The 14204-nt window shown below is 37.4% G+C and carries 15 protein-coding genes; 13 read left to right on the top strand and 2 right to left on the bottom strand.

Going from position 1 to position 14204, the window contains the following annotated elements; genetic code table 11:
* The first annotated feature begins 21 nt into the window (after positions 1-21).
* From M0D58_RS16480 to M0D58_RS16535, 12 genes are all read left to right on the top strand, one after another.
* Positions 22-261, top strand: a complete 240-nt coding sequence (locus M0D58_RS16480; protein ID WP_248391730.1) for a microviridin/marinostatin family tricyclic proteinase inhibitor — start codon at positions 22-24, stop codon at positions 259-261.
* Between the two features lie 40 nt (positions 262-301).
* A complete protein-coding gene (locus tag M0D58_RS16485) occupies positions 302-526 on the top strand; it encodes a microviridin/marinostatin family tricyclic proteinase inhibitor (RefSeq protein WP_248391732.1) in 225 nt (74 codons plus the stop codon).
* Between the two features lie 89 nt (positions 527-615).
* Positions 616-1572, top strand: a complete 957-nt coding sequence (locus tag M0D58_RS16490) for an MvdC/MvdD family ATP grasp protein (RefSeq protein ID WP_248391734.1) — start codon at positions 616-618, stop codon at positions 1570-1572.
* Positions 1565-2569, top strand: a complete 1005-nt coding sequence (locus tag M0D58_RS16495; RefSeq protein WP_248391736.1) for an MvdD family ATP-grasp ribosomal peptide maturase — start codon at positions 1565-1567, stop codon at positions 2567-2569. Before M0D58_RS16490 ends, M0D58_RS16495 begins: the two co-directional genes overlap by 8 nt.
* Positions 2570-2775: 206 nt before the next feature.
* Positions 2776-3789 (top strand): NAD-dependent epimerase/dehydratase family protein, encoded by a 1014-nt coding sequence (locus tag M0D58_RS16500; protein ID WP_248391737.1) that lies wholly within the window; start codon positions 2776-2778, stop codon positions 3787-3789.
* The gene (locus tag M0D58_RS16505; protein ID WP_248391738.1) at positions 3786-5555 is read left to right on the top strand and encodes an AMP-dependent synthetase/ligase; all 1770 of its coding nucleotides are present in this window, start codon (positions 3786-3788) and stop codon (positions 5553-5555) included. The genes M0D58_RS16500 and M0D58_RS16505 overlap by 4 nt, the downstream gene beginning before the upstream one ends.
* Positions 5556-5594: 39 nt before the next feature.
* Positions 5595-6650, top strand: a complete 1056-nt coding sequence (locus M0D58_RS16510; protein WP_248391739.1) for a diphosphomevalonate decarboxylase — start codon at positions 5595-5597, stop codon at positions 6648-6650.
* Between the two features lie 316 nt (positions 6651-6966).
* Positions 6967-7524: a gliding motility lipoprotein GldD gene (gldD, locus tag M0D58_RS16515; RefSeq protein ID WP_248391740.1), complete on the top strand. Its 558-nt coding sequence runs from the start codon at positions 6967-6969 to the stop codon at positions 7522-7524.
* A gap of 28 nt (positions 7525-7552) precedes the next feature.
* Positions 7553-8476, top strand: a complete 924-nt coding sequence (locus M0D58_RS16520; RefSeq protein ID WP_248391741.1) for a PfkB family carbohydrate kinase — start codon at positions 7553-7555, stop codon at positions 8474-8476.
* Positions 8477-8564: 88 nt separating this feature from the next.
* Entirely contained in the window at positions 8565-9935 is a 1371-nt protein-coding gene (locus M0D58_RS16525; RefSeq protein WP_248391742.1) for a peptidylprolyl isomerase, read from the top strand.
* Between the two features lie 79 nt (positions 9936-10014).
* Positions 10015-11004 carry an NAD(P)H-dependent flavin oxidoreductase gene (locus tag M0D58_RS16530; RefSeq protein ID WP_248391750.1) on the top strand — a complete coding sequence of 330 codons (990 nt, stop codon included), beginning with the start codon at positions 10015-10017 and terminating at the stop codon, positions 11002-11004.
* A gap of 12 nt (positions 11005-11016) precedes the next feature.
* The gene (locus tag M0D58_RS16535; RefSeq protein WP_248391752.1) at positions 11017-11787 is read left to right on the top strand and encodes an alpha/beta fold hydrolase; all 771 of its coding nucleotides are present in this window, start codon (positions 11017-11019) and stop codon (positions 11785-11787) included.
* An 84-nt stretch (positions 11788-11871) separates the two neighbouring features.
* Here M0D58_RS16535 and M0D58_RS16540 read toward each other — a convergent pair whose 3' ends face one another.
* Both M0D58_RS16540 and M0D58_RS16545 read right to left on the bottom strand, forming a co-directional pair.
* On the bottom strand, positions 11872-12489 hold the full coding sequence (locus tag M0D58_RS16540; protein ID WP_248391754.1) for an HD domain-containing protein: 618 nt from the start codon (positions 12487-12489) through the stop codon (positions 11872-11874).
* A 30-nt stretch (positions 12490-12519) separates the two neighbouring features.
* Entirely contained in the window at positions 12520-12819 is a 300-nt protein-coding gene (locus tag M0D58_RS16545; RefSeq protein ID WP_248391756.1) for a rhodanese-like domain-containing protein, read from the bottom strand.
* Between the two features lie 118 nt (positions 12820-12937).
* Between M0D58_RS16545 and queG the strand changes: the two genes are divergently transcribed.
* The gene (gene queG, locus M0D58_RS16550; RefSeq protein WP_248391758.1) at positions 12938-13888 is read left to right on the top strand and encodes a tRNA epoxyqueuosine(34) reductase QueG; all 951 of its coding nucleotides are present in this window, start codon (positions 12938-12940) and stop codon (positions 13886-13888) included.
* Positions 13889-14204: the final 316 nt, after the last annotated feature.

Genomic DNA, 14204 nt, shown 5'->3' on the forward strand with positions numbered 1-14204 from the left:
AAATCATTAAATATTAACATCATGGAAGATAAAAAAACAAAAAAACCGTTCTTTGCTTCATTCTTAGAAAAGCAAATCCAGGACCCTGAAACAGTAAAAGGGGGTTCAGGAACAATTACATCTGCATTGCAGGATAGTATAACCGGAGCACTGAAAGACAGTGTTACATCAGTAACTGTTGATAACGTTACAAAACCGGGAGGTGATCATGTTACCCTGAAATATCCGTCAGACGGTGACGAAGATGCAACTGCACTTTAAGACTAAACGACCATTAAATTAAAACTCTAAATTAATTATTATGAAAAACAAAAATTCAAAAAAGAAGCCTTTCTTTGCATCATTCCTTGAAAAACAACTTCAGGATCCTGAAAAAATCAAAGGAGGAACTGACGTTACGATTGCAACGCAGGACGGACCTATTACAACGTCTAAAACTGCAGATACCGTAACAAAGCCTATTTATGATATGGCTCATACTATGAAATATCCATCAGACGGTGACGATGATGTTCCAACTGTATAAATGGAATTGTTGATATATAACACATTAACAAAATCATATCAAAAGGAAACTTACACTCTAAGTTTCCTTTTTTAATAAAAAACAGGCAAATGATTCTTTGCATTACACATTCACGGGATTTTTACAATATTGATCTCTTTTTTGAATACCTTACCTCGAAAAATATTCCGTATTTCAGGCTGAATTCTGATAAGCTTAACCATGCTCAGAAAATCAGCATCAGCCAGAATTCTTTTGAACTCACCGATGAATCAGGAAACAGATTAAAATCTGAAGACGTAAAAAGCGTCTGGCACAGGAAATCATGGAGAATTGATACTCCCGAAGAGCTGGATGAAGAATATAAAAAGATCTTTATTCAGGAATATTCCACCCTGCGTTACAATCTTTTCACAGCATTGGAACGTGTTCCGTGGATTAATCCTTTGGAAATTGAAAACAAAATAGACGGCAATAAAATGCTACAGCTGAATATTGCTGAAAAGAACGGCCTGATTGTCCCTGAAACCCTTTTTTCAAACGATGCCGAAGCCATTACTGCATTTTTTTATACTTATTGCAGCGGAAAAATGGTGGCCAAGCTTCACGGAGTCATTTCAAAATCAATGGGCGGAGAAAATTTTCTTTCAACCCATATTATTGATGAAGATTCTCTTGAAAATATTGCAGATATCGAATACTGCCCGATGATCTTTCAGCCTTACATTGAAAAAGAATATGAGCTGAGGATTGTTTATCTTGACGGAGAATTCTTCACCGGTAAAATCAATAACAGCGAAAATACCGATTGGAGGATTGCAAAAGGAAACTACTTCTGGTCAGATTATGCTCTTCCCGAAAATATAAAGTCAGGTCTCACAGGAATGATGAAAGAAATGGGACTTTACCTCGGCGCCATAGACATGATCCGCGGAAAAGACGGAAAATATTATTTTCTAGAGGTCAATCCGCAGGGAGAGTGGGGAATGCTGCAGAAAGATCTTAATTTTCCTATTGCACAGAGAATTGCCGATAATCTTATAAAAAGAATGAAAACCAATGAATAAAATTTTAATAATTACCCATACCGGAGATAATTTTTCAATTGAAAAAGTAACCGAATATATCGATAAAAACGAATGCGAAGTAATTCGCTTTAATGTAGATGAATATCCATTAACCAACAAATTGTCTTCCATATTCCAGGATGGAAAATGGACAACCATTCTTGAAACCTCTGATAAAAAATACCGTCTGGACGATATTTCAGCAGTTTGGTACAGGCGTGCTTATAACATGGGACGGGGCCTGAGAGAGGAAATCGATGAGAAGTTCTACGGAGCGGCAATGGGAGAGATAAGAAATACCCTGTTCGGGTTTTTAGAATCTGTTGATGTTTATTCGCTGGGAAAACCAAGTGTTTACAGAAGGCTCGACAGTAAAGAAGAACAGCTTAAAATTGCAGATAAAATCGGACTTAAAATTCCCGAGACCTGCGTTACCAATAATCCCGAAGAAGCAAAACAGTTTATCATAAAACATCAGAATGTAGTGGCAAAAATGCAGACCGGTTTTGCCATCTATGAGGATGGCGTGGAGAGTGTGGTGTTTACCAATGTTGTTAATGAAGACAAGCTGGAGGAGTTGGATACACTTTTGTATTGTCCGATGCAGTTTCAGAAAAAAATCGAGAAGAAAAAAGAACTCCGGGTAACGGTTGTCGGAAGAGATATTTTTGCTTTTGAAATAGATTCCCAGCAGTCGGATGCCGCAAAAATCGACTGGAGAAAAGACGGGGTCAACCTTATCGATAAATGGATTCCTACGGAGCTGCCTTCTGATATTGAAGCAAAACTGCTGGAGCTTCTGGACGTATATCATGTAGACTATGGCGCAATTGACATTATTGTTTCTCCGGAAGACGAATACTATTTTATCGAAATCAATGCGGCAGGAGAGTTTTTCTGGCTGGATAACCTCACGGAAGGAAACCTGATCTCAAAAAGCATTGCCGATATTTTGTGCGATAAAGCCCCAAGAAGAAGCAATGAAGTTTTGGCATAGCATAACAACGAAATGATTTTTTTTAATTTTTGATGAGAGCGGGCACTGCCCGTTTTTTTTTATTGACGCTTCAGATAATCTTTTGGTGCACATTTCAATTTATTGTAATTTGTTATTAATTAAAAATTGAATTCTCCTTTAAAAATCGCAAATTTGCAAATACGGAGAATGTGAGCATAAATTAGTCAACCAAGTAAAAATAACGGATGGTTTTTGTAACGGGTGCTACCGGAATTCTCGGCAGGGTAATCGTTTTGGAGCTTCTTAAAAAAGGAAGAAACGTTCGGGCTGCGAAGAGAGCGACAAGCAATTTAGACGAAGTAAAGCATTCCTATTCATTTTATACGGAAAATCCCGACGATTTTTTCAATAAGATAGAATGGGTAAATGTCGATTTTGATGATATTCATTCGATTCAGGATGCGCTGAAAGGTGTGGATGAAGTCTATCACTGTGCAGCCAAAGTCGGTTTTAATCCGGATGATGCAAAAGAAATGTATCATACCAACGTAAAAGGAACCCAAAACCTTTTATATGCCTGCGAAAATTCGGAGGTAAAGAAATTTCTACACGTAAGTTCCGTCGCCGTTCTCGATATTGACAATGAAAACGGTGAGCTTGACGAAGATTCTGATTTTAATCCCAAAGACGACCATTCCGCCTATGCCATTTCAAAACATCTTGCCGAAATGGAGGTCTGGAGAGCATCTGCAGAAGGACTCAATGTTGTAATCATAAATCCGGGAATGATCATCGGAAGCGGAAACTGGGGCAAGAGCAGCGGTGATATATTTCCTACCATGGAAAAAAATAGCTTTACTTTTTCCGGGGGAACCAGCTATGCGGATGTAAGGGATGTTGCTGAAATATCAGTTCAGCTCATGGAAAAGAGTATTTTCGGAGAACGGTTTATCATTATTTCTGAAAATAAAAGATATGCAGAACTGGCAAGACAGATCAGAAAAGAACTGGGTCTGAAAGAGGCAAAAGTACTTTCAAAATTCCAGCTTACTATGGGAATTGTGGCGAATATGCTTTTCGGATGGCTCATTCCGCAACTTAAGATGGTGACAAAATCGAATGTTGAAGCAATTTCCCAAATGAAAACCATATCCCATAAAAAAGTGAAGGAAAGGCTGAATTATACATTCATTCCGTTGGAAGAAACCATAGACTTTCACCTTAAAAATTATATTAACGATAAAAAGGCAAAACAATGAATCTTGCGGAGGCAATCATTCAAAAAAATATAGAAAAGCATCCCTTAAAATCCGCCATTGGGTTTAAAAAAAAGAAAGAAGGATGGAAAGAGCTGAGCTGGAAGAAATTCTCGGAAATTATTTTTAAAACAGCCAATGCTCTGAAAGAAGCGGGAATAAAAGAAAACGATAAAGTTTCCATCTATTCAGATAACTCCTCAGAATGGATGATTTTTGATCTGGCGGCGATGTCTCTGGGTGCAGTTACCGTGCCTATTTACTCAACTAATAATGCAGAGCAGGCAGAATATATCATTAAAGATTCCGGGGCAAAAATCATTTTGGTAGGAGATCAGGCACAGTATGATGCCTGCCTTGAAATTGTGAAAAAAAACAAATGCAGCCTCGAAACGATCATTGTTTCCAAAAAAGCAGTCTGGATCAAAAAAGAATTCAGCAGCTTCTACCTGGAAGATTTTATTGCAAAATCAGCCGCAGAAGCAGAATTCTGTCCAAAGGAAAATGACGATGTAGCAACCCTGATTTATACTTCAGGAACTACCGGTACGCCAAAAGGGGTAATGCTTACCCACGGGAATTTCATCAAAGCTTTTGATGCTCATTTTAAGTTTTTTAAATTTAAAAATTTCGAAGAGGAACTTTCGCTTGCATTTTTACCTCTAAGCCACGTTTTCGAACGCAGCTGGAGTCTTCTTTGTCTGTATGGAGGCGCAAGAGTATACTTTCTTGAAGATCCTAAAAATATTGCAAATACGCTTGAAGAGGTGAAACCTACAATGATGTGCGCTGTTCCGAGGTTTTTCCAGAAAATTTACGCAGGCGTGCTGGAAAAGGCAGAAGAAGGGTCGTCACTAAAGAAAAAAATCTTCGGCTGGGCTGTAAAAACAGGGTGGGAGACTGCCGAATTAAAACGAAATGAAAAACACATTTCTTTAAGTTTACAAATAAAACAAAACATAGCTGAAGCTCTGGTCTTCAGCAAAATTAAAAACAGAATGGGAGGAAGACTCTGGTTTCTGCCTTGTGGTGGAGCTTCCTTATCTCCGGAGGTTACCCGTTTTTTTGAGTCGGTAGGAATCCATGTTACCGTAGGGTACGGGCTCACGGAAACTACGGCTACTCTTACGCTTTTCCCTTTCACTCATTTTGAACACGGAACAAGCGGAAAACCGCTTCCCGGAGTAGAAATCCGTATCGGAGATCAGGATGAAATCCAGGCAAGAGGAAACGGAATTATGAAAGGCTATTACAACAACCCGGAAGATACCCAAAAAGTGTTCACTGAAGACGGATGGTTCAAGACCGGTGATGCCGGAAAGATCGATGAAAAAGGAAATCTTATCATCACCGACCGTCTGAAGGATCTTATGAAAACATCAAACGGCAAATATATTGCTCCGCAGCAGATCGAAAACTTGCTCACCAATAATAATTTCATCCAGCAGATTGTAATGATCGCGGAGGGCAGACAATTTGCTTCTGCACTTATTGTTCCTAATTTTGAGTTCCTGAAAGAGTACCTTGCCAAAAATAATATTCCTTTTACCAATTGGGAAGAAGTGGTGAAAAATAAAGAGGTAAACGATTTTTATAAAAATAAAATTAAAGAACTTCAGGAGCATTTGTCCGACTTTGAAAAAGTGAAAAAGTTTACTCTAATGCCCGCAGAATTTGAAATCAACACCGGAGAAATCACGCCTACGCTGAAAGTGAAGAGAAATGTGGTTCTTAAAAAATATGCGGAGATTATTGATCAGATGTACTAAAATAGATGGATTACTAAGCTGATTGACAAAAAAAGAATTATGACAACACAGGAATTTTTAGGAAAAAAAGAATTTACAATACAAGATCAGACGGTTTCAGAAAGCTGTCCGTCAAACATAGCACTGATTAAATATTGGGGCAAATATGATAATCAGATTCCTGCAAATCCGAGTATCAGCTATACATTGAATCATTGTAAAACCAATACCAGTCTGGAATTTATAGCGAATGAAGCATTTTCCGTTCAGACTTTTTTAGCGGGTAATGAAGAACCGAAATTTGCAGCAAAAATTGAAAAATATTTCAGTAAGATAGAACAATATCTTCCTTGGATTTTAAAGGGGAAATACATTATCAGAACAGAAAATACATTTCCGCACAGCTCAGGAATTGCAAGTTCGGCTTCCGGTTTTGGTGCGGTTGCAAAATGCCTGATGCATCTGGATGGAATTTTCTCTGGAAAAGCTTCGGAAGAGGAGTCATTAAGAAAAGCGTCTTTTCTGGCAAGGCTGGGAAGCGGAAGTGCATGCAGAAGTTTGTATAGCGGATTGGTGGTTTGGGGAGAATGCCAGGTGAAAGAAAGTTCTGACCTTTTTGCGGTTCAATATCCCAACGACGAAGTTCATGAGATTTTTAAAGATTTTAGTGATTGGGTATTACTGATTCATGAAGGTGAGAAAAGTGTTTCTTCAACGGTAGGACACGGCCTGATGAATACCAATCCTTACGCCGACAGAAGATTTCAGGAAGCGAGGGAAAACTTCGGTCCGATGAAGGAAATTCTTGCCAGTGGGGATCTGCATCAGTTCATTAAACTCGTGGAACATGAAGCATTAACGCTCCACGCAATGATGATGATGAGCGATCCTGCATTTATCCTCATGAAAACAGGAACGCTGGAAGTCATCAATAAAATATGGGATTTCCGGAAAGAAACCGGGTTGCCTTTATTCTTTACCCTTGACGCCGGCGCCAATGTTCACCTTCTATTTCCGAATAACGGTTCCGAAGAAACAATAAAATTATTCATTGAAACGGAATTGCTGCAGCATACGCAGAAGAACGGAGTGGTAAAAGACATAATGAAATTTTAAATGAATTGGATAATTTTGAACGGACTTTTGAAGTTCGTTTTTTTATTTATAAACTTTTTTAAATTAAACGTTAAAGAAAGAAATATTGATGTTGATAAGCCATTAAGAAGCGTCATATCTTTAAATATCAAAGATATTTCCTACTTGATTTTAAAACCTTAGAAAATCTTAATGTTGAATAATTTTGCGATTTAAATTAAAGTAAACTTTTTAACAGGTACAAAGTATTCAAAAATCAATTGTAAAATCACTCTTACAGATTGAAATGCTGAAATTTGTCTTCCGAAATCTGAAATCTAATTTGTACTTTTGCAAAATGTTTAAAAACGCCATTTTTATTTTTATCGCACTGATATTGGTGTCCTGTTCCAAAGATCCTGTTCCGAAACCTTACGGTGAACTTCGTCTGGAATATCCTGCGCCGAAATATCAGAAGTTTGAAAACAACTGTGCCTATACTTTTGAATATTCCCATTTCGCAACAATTACAGATGCCAAAAGACCTTGCTGGTATTATCTGAATTATCCGAAAATGAAAGCGAAAATTTTCGTGACCTATTATCCGATCAAGAATGATTTTGCCGCCCACATTCAGGAAGCTGAAAAAATGGTGTATGAGCATACGATAAAAGCAAGTGCCATTGATACCAAATCATTCGAATATCCTGATAAAAAAGTGTACGGAAATTTCTATGAGCTTAAAGGACAAAGTGCTTCAAACCTTCAGTTTTACATTACAGACAGTACAAAACATTTTGTAACGGCCTATTTATATTTCAACACAAGACCAAAGCCGGATTCTCTGGCACCGGCGATAGATTATATCAAAAACGATATGAAGCATCTGCTGGACACATTTGAATGGAAAAATTAATACTCTTTAAATATACTTTGAAAAAAATATGAAACTTTTAGTTGTAGGAAGTGTTGCATTCGATGCAATCGAAACACCATTTGGTAAAACAGACAAAATTTTGGGAGGTGCGGCAACCTATATCGGAATTACTTCATCCGTACTTGGAGTAAAATCAGGAATTGTTTCAGTGGTGGGAGGAGATTTTCCGCAGGAACATCTGGATATGTTCACCAACAGAAACGTAAATATAGAAGGAATTGAAATCGTGAAAGATGGCAAAACATTTTTCTGGTCCGGAAAATATCACAATGACCTTAATACCAGAGATACACTGGCAACAGAAGTGAATGTTCTGGAGAATTTTGATCCTAAAATTCCGGATTCTATGCAGGATGCGGAGATTTTATTATTGGGAAATCTTCATCCGGGGGTACAGCTTTCCGTATTGGAAAAAATGCACAAACGTCCGAAACTGGTAATCCTTGATACCATGAATTTCTGGATGGATACCGCATGGGATATTTTAATGGAAATGATTGCTAAAACGGATGTTATTACTATTAATGACGAAGAAGCAAGACAACTTTCAGGCGAATATTCTCTCGTAAAAGCAGCTAAAAAAATCCACGAAATGGGACCGGAATACGTCATCATTAAAAAAGGAGAACATGGCGCTTTACTTTTCCATGATAATAAAGTATTCGCTATTCCGGCACTACCGTTGGAAGAAGTTTTTGATCCTACCGGAGCGGGAGATACTTTTGCAGGAGGCTTTGCAGCTTATCTGGCTAAAAAAGAAAAAACTGATTTTGAAACTATGAAATCTGCACTTATCGTAGGTTCTGCAATGGCATCTTTCACCGTTGAAAAATTCGGGACGGAAAGAATTGAAGAAGTAAATGAAGCGGATATGTTCGAAAGATTAAGACAGTTTAAAGAATTGACAACTTTTGACATAGAACTACAATAAATACGTCTTTTTTAAGAAATATTTATAATAAAAAATTTAGTGTAATTCATTAAGAATTCTAAATTTGCAACTTGTTTAAAATAGTAAAATGATAAATAAACTTAAGATCACTTTTCTTTTTGGAATTTTCATCATCTTGTTTGGTGCAAATTCGCTGAATGCTCAGCTGAAACAAGGAGATTTAGTGGATGGTATTGCTGCTGTAATCGGTGATGAAATTGTTCTGGAGTCTGACGTAAATGAGCAGATGAACTATGCAAAACAGCAGGGAACTACCAATATTGATAAGTGTGAATTTTTGGAAAACCTTCTCAATAATAAGCTTCTGGTATATGAAGCAAGAAAAGATACACTGATCGAAAACCGTTCTGCAGCAATTAAAGAACAGGCTAACGGAAAATATCAACAGTTGCTGTCACAGTTTCCTGATGAAAAAACAATGCTTGCGGCTTATAAATTCAGAAACGGCTATGAAATGAAAAATGCCATCGAGAAAATCGATACGGATCAATATTATGCACAGGCAAAATACCAGAGAATTACAGAAAAAGCAGACGTTACTCCAAATGAGGTAACGGATTTCTACAACATGTACAAAACCCAGCTTCCGGAAATAAAAGATGAGGTTTCTTTATCACAGATTATGATGTATCCTAAACTTACTGAATCTCATAAGGAGGATCTCATCAACAGACTGAAAAAGATTAAAAAGGATATTGAAGGAGGAGAAAGCTTTGAAAGCCAGGCAAGAATCTATTCAGAAGACCCGGGATCTGCTTCAAATGGAGGACTTATGAAAAATATTTCTAAAGGACAGATGGTAAAACCTTTTGAAGCAGCTGCACTGAATCTTCAGGAAGGCGAAATTTCAGATCCGATAGAATCAGAATTCGGTTATCATATCATACAGCTGGTGAGAAAAGCAGGTAAGATCTATGATGCAAGACATATTCTTTTAATGGCAACTCCTACGGATGAAGAAATTAAAACAGCAAAAGTGAAATTAGACAGCATCAGAGGATTGATTTCCAGTGGTAAAATTACCTTTAAAGATGCTGCTTTCAGATTCTCAGACGATAAAAGAACAAAGTTCAATGCCGGAGTAATCCCTGGATCAGATGGTTCCAGCAAAATAGAAAGAGAATCTGTTCCGGGAACCATCAGTTATGAGCTGGCTGGTCTTAATAAAGGAGATATTACCAATGCATTCGATGATAAAGACGAAAGAGACAGAAAAGTTGTAAAGATCATCAAGATTGAAGATGTAATTCCTTCACACCAGATCACCCTGGAAACGGATTATGACAGAATCAAACAAATGGCTCTTAACAAGAGAAGAAGTGAAATGGTGGAAAAGTTTGTTAATTCAAAACTTCCAACAACATTTATTTCCATAGACGGACGTTATAACGACTGCGCCTTCAAAGGAAACTGGAAGAAAGACGCCATCAAAAAATAAAAAAAAACCTTCAGAATTTTCTGAAGGTTTTTTTTATTCGAAATTCCCGATAAATCCTGGTTTTTATTATTTTTACAGCATGAGCAATTTTATAGATTTCAATTCGGCTAAAAAGCTTCATGAAATGCAGCAGGGTCAAAACAGAATCACCCAACTTTTTAATATTCAGTATCCGGTCATTCAGGGCGGGATGATCTGGCATTCGGGATGGAGACTTGCTTCGGCAGTATCTAATTGCGGCGGTCTGGGCCTTATTGGGGCAGGAAGCATGTATCCCGATGTATTACGTGAAAATATCAGAAAATGTAAACAGGCAACAGATAAACCTTTCGGGGTGAATGTTCCGATGCTTTATCCGAATATTGATGAGATAATACAGATTATACTGGAAGAAGGGATAAAGATTGTTTTTACATCAGCCGGAAATCCTAAAACATACACTGAAACGTTACAGAAAGAAGGGTTGAAAGTAGCTCACGTAGTTTCATCCACCAAATTTGCCATCAAATGCGAAGAAGCCGGAGTAGACGCGATAGTGGCAGAAGGCTTTGAAGCCGGAGGTCACAATGGAAGGGACGAAACCACCACTTTCTGCCTGATTCCAAACGTGAAAAAACATATTTCAAAACCTTTGATCGCGGCCGGAGGTATTGCTTTAGGTTCACAGATGAAAGCAGCAATGATTCTGGGAGCAGACGCAGTACAGATCGGCTCCCGTTTTGCAGCAACTGCTGAAGCAAGTGCCCACGATAACTGGAAGAGAAAAATAACTGAGCTTCAGGAAGGAGATACACATCTTACGCTGAAGGAACTGGCTCCTGTAAGAATGGTTAAAAATAAGTTTTTCAACGAACTGGAAGATATTTATATTGCCGGAAGAAATAAAGATCTGCTGATCGCATCCCTGGGGCGTGCAAGAGCAAAAAAAGGAATGTTTGAAGGAGATATGGAGGAAGGCGAACTGGAAATCGGGCAAGTTTCCGCTTTAATTGATGAAGTACTTCCCGTAGATAAAGTATTCAATAATTTATTGGAAGAATTCAGGAACACAGGCAACCCGGTTTTGTAATAGTTTAAATTAATGGAGAGAAGGATTATTGATGTAAACGGTAAAAAATTGTATGCAGAATATAGTAATTCATATGAAAATAAACCCACCATTGTTTTTTTGCATGATTCTTTAGGATCAGTGGAGCTTTGGAGGGATTTTCCTGAGAAACTGGCGGCTGAAACGGAATGCAATATTTTAATATATGATCGTCTTGGATATGGTCAATCTTTCCCGATGCCAACTTATGAAAGGGAAAATAATTACATGGAAACCGAAGCAGATGTCCTGAATGATTTGCTGAAGGTATTAAATATAAGGGAAGCCATTCTTTTCGGTCACAGTGATGGAGGGACTATCGCACTTATAACAGCCGCAAAGTACCCTGAAAAGATAACAGCGGTCATTTGTGAAGCGGGGCATATCTTTGTGGAAGATGTAACGGTAAAAGGTGTTGCTAATGCCTTACATGCTTATAAGACAACCAATCTTTCGGATCGTCTTCGGAAATACCATGGTAATCATGTAGAAATAATGGTTAAAGCCTGGACAGAAATCTGGCTGAGTGGCAGATTCCGAGACTGGAATATAGAATATTTACTTAAAGATATATATGCTCCTTTGTTTTTTATTCAGGGTGAAAATGATGAATATGGAACATTAGAGCAGGTGCAGAAAACACTTTCCGGAGTGAGCGGAACTTCTGAGAAACTGATTATTCCGGGTATTGGCCATACTCCGCACAAAGAAGTTCCTGAGATGGTTTTGAAAAAATCGGCGGAGTTTATAAGTTCAATTATTTAACTCAATTAATATTGCATTCCCCTTCTTTGGAAGGGTGGATCAATTTCTCAGAAAATTGAGACGGGGTTGTCAACAAACGCAAAACTAAAGTCCGTCAATTTCAGACAAAATGTTTTTTCTGGCTTGCCGTTCATATTTCGCTTTAAAATACTCTGTTTTAAAAATACTTTCCGATTCCAGGAAATGCCGCAGCACTTTTTTTCTTCCCGGATTATAAAGAAAATCGGGATAAACAGAATATTCCTTTCTTATTTTTTGAGTATAGTCTTTATAATTTTCAGGCTCTTGCCCAAGAACCGAAAGGTCAGCATCCACTAGATAATCCGTATCATTATCGCCCGATTTCTGATGAAACTTGGTAGTCATAATCTGTTGTGAAATTTTTTCAATAAATCCTGCTTCTGCACCAATTTGCTGGAGGTGCTTTTCTGAAAACCGCGCACTTTTTTCTTCATTTGATTTTGAAGAAGCATCATAAATTACATCATGGTAAAAAACAGAAAATGAGATAATAGGATAATTTTCAATGTCATCTTTCACTTTGTCCAATTCGGAGAACATATTTTCAAGATGGTTAAAATTGTGATAATGTCTGCCTTTTTCGGTATATCTTTTTTCAATTTCAGTCCAAAAACCTTCAATAAGATGGAGATCCTGGGTGTATAAAAGACTGTTTTGCAGAAATCTTTCTCTTAGCTGCATTGTAAAACATTTTAAATAAAAAAAGGAACTTTAAAAAGTTCCCTGATTTGCATCGATAGCCTGCTTCAGCTCTGCCCAGCCTCCGCCGTTATAGCCTTCCTTAAGGCCTTGTGTGTTAAGATATTCTAAAGCCTTTCCGCTTCTGTTTCCGCTTCTGCAGAAAATAATTACGGGCTTCTCTATAGACAGGATTTCTTCTTGTCTGTCTTCCACTTCCCCCAAAGGAATATTTTTAGCGCCCTCAATACTTCCGTCCATTTCAAGCTCCATGGGCTCACGAACGTCGATTAATGCATAATTTCCTGATTTTAAAACTTCTGATAGAGACATATATTAATATTTTAGAATTATTTGTTGAAAATGAACTATTGAAAACAGATATACAGCAATTCAATCTTCAAATCTTAAACAAATTTATAAAATAATCTTAGTTTTGCAAGGTAAAATTATGAATTCAAACGCTGAAAAATATTCACAGTTGATAAAAGCCAGGGCAAAAAGTTTTGGCTTCCAGAGTTGTGGTATTTCTAAAGCTGATTTTCTGGAAGAAGATGCAAAGCCTCTTGAAGAATGGCTGAAGAGCAATTTTCATGGCGAAATGAAGTACATGGAAAATTATTTCGATAAAAGACTAGATCCGAGGCTATTGGTAGAAGGCTCAAAATCGGTAATTTCTCTTTCTTATAACTACTTTCCCGAAGAGAAAATTCAGACACTGGACAATTTTAAAATCTCAAAATATGCATATGCCGAAGATTATCATGAAGTCATCAAAGATATTCTCAGAGAAATGGTTTCTGGGCTGCAAGAGGAGATCGGGGAATTTGCTTTTCGGGTATTTGTAGATTCGGCGCCGGTTCTGGAAAGGAGCTGGGCCAGAAAGTCAGGAATAGGCTGGGTTGGAAAAAATGCCAACCTGATTACGAAACAGAGCGGTTCATTTTATTTCCTTGCAGAAATTATTTGCGATCTGGAATTAATTCCAGACCATCCCACCACAGATCATTGCGGAACCTGCAGGAAATGTATTGATGCATGTCCTACAAATGCCATCGTTTCCGATAAGCTGATTGATGGGAGCAAATGTATTTCTTACGCTACAATTGAGCTGAAAAATGAAATTCCCGATTATTTTAAAGATAAAATGGATGATTGGATGTTTGGTTGCGATGTATGCCAGGATGTTTGCCCCTGGAACCGATTTTCAGCGCCTACAAAGCAGAAAAAATTTGCCCCGAATGATGCATTGAAAAATTTTAAAAAAGGTGAATGGAAAGAACTTACGCAGGAGCTTTTTTCGGAAATCTTCAGGAAATCTCCTGTTAAGAGAACAAAGTTTGCCGGATTAAAACGGAATATTGAATTTCTGGAAAAGAATAATAAACCTGGAGATTTTTAGAGAGACAATTTCCTGTCTGGAATTTTTTAATTTCCAAAGTAAAATGGATAAATGGCCATTCTTTAAATTCAGGATTTAAAGAGGCAGGATTTACAGACAAATAAGAAAATTTCCGTAAAAAAAAATTGACTTCCGGAGATTATTTATCCCAACGAAAATCAACGTTTTTTTTGTACTCTTTTTGGAGCTACTTTTACTCTTATTTTAAATCTTTTGTTGGATTTAGCGTTTTTCTGCATATTTGTGAAGATTTTGTACTTAAATTTAGAGAAAAATTTATTTATATCCAATACTTTTGTGAAAATTATTATTAAAT

Source organism: Chryseobacterium nepalense, from assembly GCF_023195755.1.
GTDB classification, from domain to species: Bacteria; Bacteroidota; Bacteroidia; order Flavobacteriales; family Weeksellaceae; genus Chryseobacterium; species Chryseobacterium nepalense.

What these genes read in the sequence shown, in the direction of transcription:
- M0D58_RS16480 (WP_248391730.1), top strand. Translation starts at nt 22, where the DNA reads ATGGAAGATAAAAAAACAAAAAAACCGTTCTTTGCTTCATTCTTAGAA.
- M0D58_RS16485 (WP_248391732.1), top strand. Translation starts at nt 302, where the DNA reads ATGAAAAACAAAAATTCAAAAAAGAAGCCTTTCTTTGCATCATTCCTT.
- M0D58_RS16490 (WP_248391734.1), top strand. Translation starts at nt 616, where the DNA reads ATGATTCTTTGCATTACACATTCACGGGATTTTTACAATATTGATCTC.
- M0D58_RS16495 (WP_248391736.1), top strand. Translation starts at nt 1,565, where the DNA reads ATGAATAAAATTTTAATAATTACCCATACCGGAGATAATTTTTCAATT.
- M0D58_RS16500 (WP_248391737.1), top strand. Translation starts at nt 2,776, where the DNA reads ATGGTTTTTGTAACGGGTGCTACCGGAATTCTCGGCAGGGTAATCGTT.
- M0D58_RS16505 (WP_248391738.1), top strand. Translation starts at nt 3,786, where the DNA reads ATGAATCTTGCGGAGGCAATCATTCAAAAAAATATAGAAAAGCATCCC.
- M0D58_RS16510 (WP_248391739.1), top strand. Translation starts at nt 5,595, where the DNA reads ATGACAACACAGGAATTTTTAGGAAAAAAAGAATTTACAATACAAGAT.
- gldD (WP_248391740.1), top strand. Translation starts at nt 6,967, where the DNA reads ATGTTTAAAAACGCCATTTTTATTTTTATCGCACTGATATTGGTGTCC.
- M0D58_RS16520 (WP_248391741.1), top strand. Translation starts at nt 7,553, where the DNA reads ATGAAACTTTTAGTTGTAGGAAGTGTTGCATTCGATGCAATCGAAACA.
- M0D58_RS16525 (WP_248391742.1), top strand. Translation starts at nt 8,565, where the DNA reads ATGATAAATAAACTTAAGATCACTTTTCTTTTTGGAATTTTCATCATC.
- M0D58_RS16530 (WP_248391750.1), top strand. Translation starts at nt 10,015, where the DNA reads ATGAGCAATTTTATAGATTTCAATTCGGCTAAAAAGCTTCATGAAATG.
- M0D58_RS16535 (WP_248391752.1), top strand. Translation starts at nt 11,017, where the DNA reads ATGGAGAGAAGGATTATTGATGTAAACGGTAAAAAATTGTATGCAGAA.
- M0D58_RS16540 (WP_248391754.1), bottom strand. Translation starts at nt 12,489, where the DNA reads ATGCAGCTAAGAGAAAGATTTCTGCAAAACAGTCTTTTATACACCCAG.
- M0D58_RS16545 (WP_248391756.1), bottom strand. Translation starts at nt 12,819, where the DNA reads ATGTCTCTATCAGAAGTTTTAAAATCAGGAAATTATGCATTAATCGAC.
- queG (WP_248391758.1), top strand. Translation starts at nt 12,938, where the DNA reads ATGAATTCAAACGCTGAAAAATATTCACAGTTGATAAAAGCCAGGGCA.